This is a genomic window from Embleya sp. NPDC005575, from assembly GCF_040605455.1.
GTDB lineage: Bacteria > Actinomycetota > Actinomycetes > Streptomycetales > Streptomycetaceae > Embleya.
Window position 1 is genome coordinate 1 of the sequence record NZ_JBEXCV010000253.1, and the last position, 7,830, is coordinate 7,830.

The window sequence follows — 7,830 nt, forward strand, 5'->3', positions numbered from 1 at the left end:
GCGCGGTGACACCTCCGGCTCCAGACCGGGAAACAGGAACGCGACCCGGCCCGGATTCGGCGCGTACAGGCCCAGCAGCGGACGCGGGTCGGACCGCACAGACCGTACGGACCCCAAGCGGGCCGGCCGGGTCGATCACGGGCCGCGTTCACGCGCCGGGGCCGCCGGCGGCATCCGGCGCCGGCCCGAGGACCGACGGCGGTTGCTGATCCAGCAGTTGATCGTATTCGTCGTCGTGACCGCCATCGCCGCATTCGCCATCGCCGCGTTCCAGAACGACGGGGACGACGGGGACGACGCCAAGACCTCGACCGTCGCCCAACCCGCTCCGTCGCCGCCGGGGCCGGGCGCGTTCCGCGTCGGTCCGGCGCACGGCTCGATCCCGATCGCCGACTGGTCCGACCGCACCTACGCCGACCCCTCCGCGGGCGGCGCCACCGTCACCCTCGCCGACGGCTCGGCGGTGGTCGGCAGCGACCGGATCACCCTCGGCGACGTGGTCCCGGCGAGCCTGGACGGCGCACCCGCCGTGGTCGTGGTGCTCACCCGCTCCCCCGGTGCGGGCGGCTCGCCGACCCACCTGGTCGAGCTCTACCGGTTCGCCGGCGGCACGCCGACCGCGGTGGCGGCGCTGGCCGCGGCCGCCGACCCACAGGCGGTCGCCACGCGGTGGACGGTGGTCGACGGTGCGATCGTGCGCATCCAGTCCTACGTGGACATCGCCGACGTGACGACCCGCTACGTGGTCGGCCCCGACGGTGTACTGGTCCCGGCCGGAGTGTGAGCGGAAGTCCCACCGCACCGCACACCCACCACCCACACCGACCTCACATCGCCGCCATCACCGCGCCGGCCGGCAACGCACGAGGCACCCGACATACGAGGAGGGGCACCCGGCCGAAGCCGGGTGCCCCTCCTCGTATCGGACCATCTCGTCGGGTCGGATCACGCTGTCCGGACTCAGCCGAACTGGCGCTCCAGATCCTTCAGTTTGCGCTCCAGCGAGTCGAGCCGGGGCAGCGTCATGGTGTCGTCCTCGGCGGTGAGGTCGATGACGTCACGCCGCTCGCCGCCGCTGTCGGCGGTCGTCGCCGGGAGTTCGCTCGCTCGCGCGGAAGGGGCAAGCGCCGGACGGCCGGCAGGGTTGTTCGTGTCGGCTGAGCCGCCGTGGCCGGAAACGTCGTTTCCGGCTATAGCAGGCTCCGAGAGTGCTTCGGAGCCGCCACCTCCCGGCAGAGCAGCCATTTCCTGACGCGCGGCGCCGCGGCGGCCGAAGTGCCCGCCACCGCCGTCACCACGACTGAGCGCCTTGAGCTGCGCTCGCTCCCGCTTGCCGTCGATCCGCCGACGCTCACGATCGTCCTGCTTGGCCCGCTTGTCCTCGCGGACCTCCTCGACGGCCTCGTCGAGGGTGCGCACGCCTTCGAGCAGCATGAGCGACCACGCATTGAACGTCTCGTGCGGGGCACGCAACCATCGCACGATCCGGATCTGCGGCAACGGACGTGGGACCAAGCCCTGTTCGCGCAACGCGGCCCGGCGGGTCTGCTTGAGCGCGCGGTCGAACAGGACGGCCGCGGAGAGCGACATACCGGCGAAGAACTGCGGCGCGCCCGCGTGCATGTCGCCGCGCGGCGCGTGCACCCAGTTGAACCAGGCCGAGGCGCCCGCGAACGTCCAGACCAGTATCCGCGAACCGAGCGCCGCGTCACCGTGGCTGGCCTCGCGCACCGCGAGCACGGAGCAGAACATCGCCGCCCCGTCGAGCCCGAACGGCACCAGGTATTCCCAGCCGTTGGCCAACCCGAGGTTCTCCCGGCCGAAGCCGACCAGGCCGTGGAACGACAGCGCGGCCGCGACACCGGCACAGACGAACAGCAGCGTGTACGAGGCGACGCCGTACATCAGTTCCTTGCGCCGCCGGCGGTCCTGCTCACGCTCCCAGTTGTCGGATCCTTCCCCGGTATCCGTCGCGTCGACCTTGCGGCGTCGGACGACCAGATACGCCACAAGCGCCATAAGGGCGACCAGTTCCGCCAAGCCGACGAGGGCCCAGGCCAGGGGTACACCCATGATCTCCAACGAGCTTTGCCTCGCTTCCCGTTCCTGATCCGATTGCGCGGCGCCCCATACTGGCGGAATTTCGCCTGGTGCGGGTCGAATCCACCGAATTTCCCGCATGTGGGTGACAGGACAATCCCCTGCGCAACCACATTTTCGGCCGCCCGTGCGACCCCAACAGGCCACTGCGCCAATTAGGGCGACGCTCGACCGTACTGCACTTCCGCGCACACGCTAGTCCAAGATCACATTCGATCGAAATTGGCATGACACGATCGGCATGTCCTGGGATAAATCAGGGAAGGTCTTCGCGCCCAATTCCGAGCGATCGGAAGAAACGCCTCAAAGGACACAAGAAAGAGGAAAGCGGATCACTACCAACGAACCGCTCAAACGCTCATGTTCAGGTGTCAATTCGGACGCGAGTGATCGGATGAAACTGCATCGAACCGTTGCCTACCTGGACGGACGGCCCTACACGCTGATCACATTGCGACCGTCCACCACGACCCGGTTCGCCGTCAACAACTTCCATGACTCCTGGCACGTGCTGTCCGACCTGGCCGGGGCACGCCTGTTCGCCCGACTCCTGTGGGGTCTGGCCTACGGGCGGCACGAGAACACCCTCGTGGTGATCGACCGGCGGTTCCTGGATCCGACCCCCTTCGAGGCCGAACCCTCGCCGCCCATCGTGCTGTTCGCGACCGAGCGCACGCCGTTCGGCGGTCGGGCCGCACGCGACCTGCGCCGGTTGCTGCCCGCGCCGGGCGCGCCGGACGGCACCGTGCGTTGGCAAACCCACGGGCTGACCGCCGCGCTCGCCGACCGCACGACCTGGCAGCACGAGCACCCGGAACCGCCGTGGGACTGGGAGCGCGAGCGCCGACACAAGCGGCAGCCGCAACGTGCCGTGCGTGACGGCCTGTTGGTACTGCCGCAGAGCACCGGGGCGCTGCTGCGCGAGGCGGTGCTGATCGCGAGCCTGGCGGTGTCCGTCGAGGTGCCGATGGCCTACGAGTTCCTGCACCACTACGAGTTCCAGGTCTTCCACGACTACCGGCGCCGGGTCAGCGCGGCGCGCACCGCACGCCGTGAGATCGAAGCGCTGCCGGTGCCGCCGGACCGGTTCGCCGGCGCGGGTCCCCACGAGGGCGACCTGATCCGCCGGCACATCTGGGCCCGGGGCACCGAGATCCGCGAACAGCGTATGCGCGGGCGGCGCGTCCCGCGACGGCCGGCGCTCTACCAGACCCGCTCGATCAACGAGATCGAGCGCTCGGGCGAGTCCTCGTTCGACCGCCTGGAGAACATCCCGGACGAGGAATGACGCCACGGCAGCCGAGCGGGCCGACCCGCTCGTCCGCTGCCTGGGCTCAGCCGTAGCTCACCGCGTAGAAGGCGACCGCCGCCGCGGCGCCCACATTGAGCGAGTCGACCCCGTGCGACATCGGGATCCGCACGAGTCGATCGGCCGCGGCGAGCGCCTTCGCGGTCAACCCGGGCCCCTCGGCGCCGAGCATCAGCGCACACCGATCCAGGTCCGCCGACGGCAATTCGTTCAGCGCGACCGACCCCTCGGCGGGAGTCAACGCGAGCAGGGTCAGACCGGCCCCGCGCAGCACATCCAGGCCGCCGGGCCACGGCTCCAGCCGGGCGTAGGGCACCGAGAACACGGCGCCCATCGACACCTTGACCGAACGCCGGTACAGCGGATCCGCGCAATCCGGCGACAACAGCACGGCGTCCATGCCCAGGGCCGCCGCGCCGCGGAAGATCGCGCCCACGTTGGTGTGGTCGTTGACGCCCTCCAGGATCGCGACCCGGCGCGCGCCGGCCACCACGTCGGCGACCGCCGGCAGCGGCTTGCGGCCCATCGAGGCGAGCGCGCCGCGATGTACCTGATAACCCGTCACCCGCTCGACCACCTCGGGACTGCCCACGTACACCGGCACATCCGCGGCCTCGATCACCTCCGCCATGGTCTCGATCCAGCGCTGCGAGAGCAGCATGGAGCGCATCGGGTAACCCGCCACGAGCGCGCGGCGGATCACCTTCTCGCCCTCCGCCATGAACAACCCCTCCGCCGGTTCGCGGCGGCGGCGCAGTTCCACATCGGTCAGGTCGGTGTAGTCGACGAGGCGCGGGTCGGCGGGGTCGTCGAGCGTGATCACGGGCACGGTCTCAGTGTCCCAGCCGCGTCCGACGCGAGCCGAGCCGCTCCTCGTCGGGCACGGAGCACGCGTTCGACAGCGGCTGCGCGCACCCGCGCGACGCGTGATGGGCGATGATCACCACGAGCGTGCCGAGCGGGATCCCGTCCGACTCCAAGTCGTCGGTGCACTCCACCGAGACGTTCCCGATCGACAGTCCGTCCGACGTTCGAGGACAGCGGGCCGCGGGCCGGCCCACCCACCTCGGCTCGGGCGTCAGCCGGCGAGCGCCACCACGTCACCGATCACGACGATCGCCGGCGGTCTGATCCCCGCCGCGACCACGTCCTCCGCCGCCGAGGCCAACGAGGTACGAAGCACACGCTGGGTGGCCATCGTGCCCTCCTGGATCACCGCCACCGGAGTCGTCCCCGCGCGCCCGTGCGCCACCAGCGCCGAGGTGATCGGCCCGAGCCGCTCCACCGCCATCAGCAGCACCAGCGTCCCGCGCAGCCGGGCGAGCGCCGCCCAGTCCACGAGCGAACGCGGGTCATCCGGCGCGACATGCCCGGACACCACGGCGAACTCGTGCGCCACGCCCCGGTGGGTGACCGGGATGCCGGCTATCGCGGGCACCGAGATCGCGCTCGTGATCCCGGGCACCACCTGGCACGGCACCCCCGCCTCGGCGCACGCGAGCGCCTCCTCGAAGCCCCGACCGAAGACGTAGTTGTCGCCGCCCTTGAGCCGGACCACGAACCGGCCCGCCTTGGCGTGCTCGATCATCGCGTCGTTGATCGCCTCCTGGGCCATCGCCCGCCCGTACGGGATCTTCGCCGCGTCGATCACCTCGACATGCGGCGGCAGCTCGCCCAGCAGCGCGCGCGGGCCCAGCCGGTCGGCGATCACCACGTCGGCCTCGGCGAGCAGCCGCCGGCCACGCACGGTGATCAGGTCCGGGTCTCCGGGGCCGCCACCGACCAGGGCAACCCCGGGCAGCGCGCCGGCCGGTCGCTCCCCTCGTGCGGCCAGCGAGCCGTCGTGCAGACCCTCGACGATGCGATCCCGCACGCCCGCCGCGCGCCGCGGGTCGCCGCCCGCGAGCACCGCCACGGTGAGACCGTCGTAGCGCCCGCTCGCCGGCGTCCACGCGCTGGCGTGCGACGCGTCGTCACAGCGCACGCAGAACACCCGCAGCGCCTCGGCGTCGGCGGCCACCACCTCGTTGACCTCGGCCACGTCGGTGGCGGCCAGCGCGTACCACGCGCCGTCCAGGTCACCGGGCGCGTAGGCGCGCCGCACCCATCGCAGTTCGCCGCCGGTCGCCATGCCCTCGACCGCCGGCGTCGCCTCGGGGGCGACCACGAGCACGTCCGCGCCCGCGTCGAGCAGGGCGGGCAGTCGGCGCTGGGCGACCGTGCCTGCGCCGACCACGACGACCCGGCGTCCTTCCAGACGCAGGCCGGCGGGATAGGCGGGGGGACCAGGGAGTCGGGACATCGTTCTCACTTTTCCGGGTGGGGCGGGGTGCGCTGCGTACTGTGTTCTCGGTCTTCCGGTGCACGGATCGGTGTCGCTCCGGCGTCCGTCCTTCACGACCCCGGTATCGCTCCGGTGTCGCTCCGGCCGTCGCCTCGGCGGGTTTTTCCGCGCGGAAAGGGCACCTCTGCCACTCCATCGTGGCGGAGGTGCCCTTCGGCTGCTGCGGGCGGGGGTCGCAATCAGTCGGTTTTGCCGCTGACTCCCGCCGAGTCGAACGTGGCCACATCGTGCAGTACGCGGACCGCGCTCTGCACCAGCGGCAGCGCGAGCACCGCGCCGGTGCCCTCGCCGAGCCGCATCTCCAACTCGACCAGCGGACGCAGCGACAACTTCGCCAGAGCCGCCGCATGACCGGGTTCGGCCGAACGGTGGCCCGCGACGCACGCCTGGATCGCCTCCGGCGCGATCGCCTGCGCGACCAGGGCGGCCGCACCGGCGATCACCCCGTCGAGCACGACCGGTACGCGCAGCGCCGCCGCGCCGATGATGTAACCGGCGAGCGCCGCGTGCTCCAGGCCGCCGACCGCGGCCAGGACGCCGATCGGGTCACCGGGGTCGGGTTCGTGCCGCGCCAGTGCGGCCTTGACCACCTCGATCTTGCGCCGGTGCGTGGCATCGTCGATGCCGGTCCCGCGACCGGTGACCTCGGCGACCTCCACACCGGTGAACACCGAGATCAGCGCGGCGGACGCGGTCGTGTTCGCGATCCCCATGTCGCCGGTGAGCAGGCCCCGGTTGCCGGCGGTGACCAGGTCGCGGGCGATCTCGATACCGACCTCGATCGCCGCGATGGCCTCCTCGCGGGTCATCGCGGGGCCCTGGGTCATGTCCGCGGTACCCGGCCGGATCCGGCGCGGCAGCAGTCCGGTCGCGTTGGGCAACTCGGTCGCGACGCCGACGTCCACGACGCACACCTCGACGCCGATCTGCTTGGCGAACGCGTTGACCACGGCGCCACCCGCGAGGAAGTTGCCCACCATCTGCGCGGTGACCTCCTGCGGCCACGGCGACACGCCCTGCGCGTGCACCCCATGGTCGGCGGCGAACACCGCGACCGCGGCGGGCTCCGGGACGGGCGGCGGGAAGGTCCGGGCCAGCCCGGACAACTGCGCGCCGATCGTCTCCAGGATGCCCAGCGAACCGGGCGGCTTGGTCATGGTGCGCTGGTGCTCCCACGCCGCGCCCAGCGTCTTGGCGTCGAGCGGACGCACCGACCGGAGCGTCTCGTCGAGCAGGCTGACCGGCTCCTCGCCGGGCAGACCGCGCCGACCGTAGGTCTCCTCGTGCACCACCCACGACAGCGGCCGGGCCTTGGCCCAACCCGAGGTGGCCAGCTCCGGCTCGTCGGGGAACGCGTCCACGTAGCCGACGCACAGGTAGGCGACCACGTCGATGTGGTCGGGCAGGCCCAGTGCCTTGGCCAGCTCACGCTCGTCGAAGAAGCTCACCCAGCCGACCCCGAGGCCCTCGGCCCGGGCGGCGAGCCACAGGTTCTCCACCGCGAGCGCGCTGGAGTAGGGGCCCATCTGCGGCTGGGTGTGCCGGCCCAGGGTGTGCCGACCGCCGCGCGTGGAGTCCACGGTCACCACGATGTTGACCGGCGTCTCCAGGATCGCCTCGACCTTGATCTCCAGGAACTGCTTGGCCCGGGCCTTGGGCAGCGAGGTGGCGTACGCCTCACGCTGCCGCTGGGCCAGTTCCTGGACGGTGACCCGGGTCTCCTCGGAGCGGATCACCACGAAGTCCCACGGCTGCGAGTACCCGACGCTGGGCGCCGCGTGCGCGGCCTCCAGAACCCGGACCAGGACGTCGTCCGGCACCGGGTCGGGGCGGAAGCCGGCCCGGACGTCCCGGCGCTCGCGCATCACCCGATGCACCGCGTCGCGCGCCGCGTCGTCGTAGCCGGGAGCGGCGGGGCCGCGCTCGACCTCGGGCTCGGACTCCGACTCCGGGTCCGACTCCGATTCCGACTCCGACTCCGATTCCGACGCATCGACGTCCTGGGGCTCACCGCCCGAAGCGGCCGCGTCGGGCGTCTGCCCCTCGGCCGCCGCCGGCGCGGGGTCGGCCGCCGCCG

General features: G+C 72.0%; 7 protein-coding genes. 2 read left to right on the forward strand and 5 right to left on the reverse strand.

The features are described from left to right. The first annotated feature begins 202 nt into the window (after positions 1-202). Positions 203-784, forward strand: coding sequence for a hypothetical protein (locus ABZS54_RS40905; protein ID WP_355547875.1), 582 nt, complete (start codon positions 203-205; stop codon positions 782-784). Positions 785-960: 176 nt separating this feature from the next. On the opposite strand, the gene ABZS54_RS40910 is transcribed toward ABZS54_RS40905, so the two are convergent. Next, positions 961-2,073, reverse strand: a complete 1,113-nt coding sequence (locus ABZS54_RS40910; RefSeq protein ID WP_355547878.1) for a DUF2637 domain-containing protein — start codon at positions 2,071-2,073, stop codon at positions 961-963. A 421-nt stretch (positions 2,074-2,494) separates the two neighbouring features. Between ABZS54_RS40910 and ABZS54_RS40915 the strand changes: the two genes are divergently transcribed. After that, a complete protein-coding gene (locus ABZS54_RS40915; protein WP_355547881.1) occupies positions 2,495-3,388 on the forward strand; it encodes a hypothetical protein in 894 nt (297 codons plus the stop codon). A 46-nt stretch (positions 3,389-3,434) separates the two neighbouring features. On the opposite strand, the gene ABZS54_RS40920 is transcribed toward ABZS54_RS40915, so the two are convergent. The 4 genes from ABZS54_RS40920 to cobT form a co-directional block, all read right to left on the reverse strand. Continuing rightward, positions 3,435-4,238, reverse strand: a complete 804-nt coding sequence (locus tag ABZS54_RS40920) for an RNA methyltransferase (protein ID WP_355547884.1) — start codon at positions 4,236-4,238, stop codon at positions 3,435-3,437. 4 nt (positions 4,239-4,242) lie between these two features. Further along, positions 4,243-4,407, reverse strand: a complete 165-nt coding sequence (locus ABZS54_RS40925; RefSeq protein WP_355547887.1) for a hypothetical protein — start codon at positions 4,405-4,407, stop codon at positions 4,243-4,245. An 80-nt stretch (positions 4,408-4,487) separates the two neighbouring features. After that, positions 4,488-5,711 carry a uroporphyrinogen-III C-methyltransferase gene (gene cobA, locus ABZS54_RS40930; RefSeq protein WP_355547889.1) on the reverse strand — a complete coding sequence of 408 codons (1,224 nt, stop codon included), beginning with the start codon at positions 5,709-5,711 and terminating at the stop codon, positions 4,488-4,490. A gap of 221 nt (positions 5,712-5,932) precedes the next feature. Further along, the coding region (gene cobT / locus ABZS54_RS40935) for a nicotinate-nucleotide--dimethylbenzimidazole phosphoribosyltransferase (RefSeq protein ID WP_355547892.1) at positions 5,933-7,830 on the reverse strand (1,898 nt) is incomplete at its 5' end.

Bases quoted from the DNA above. Each gene is read 5' to 3' on its own strand.
- ABZS54_RS40910 (WP_355547878.1), bottom strand. From the start codon at position 2,073: ATGGGTGTACCCCTGGCCTGGGCCCTCGTCGGCTTGGCGGAACTGGTC.
- ABZS54_RS40915 (WP_355547881.1), top strand. From the start codon at position 2,495: ATGAAACTGCATCGAACCGTTGCCTACCTGGACGGACGGCCCTACACG.
- cobA (WP_355547889.1), bottom strand. From the start codon at position 5,711: ATGTCCCGACTCCCTGGTCCCCCCGCCTATCCCGCCGGCCTGCGTCTG.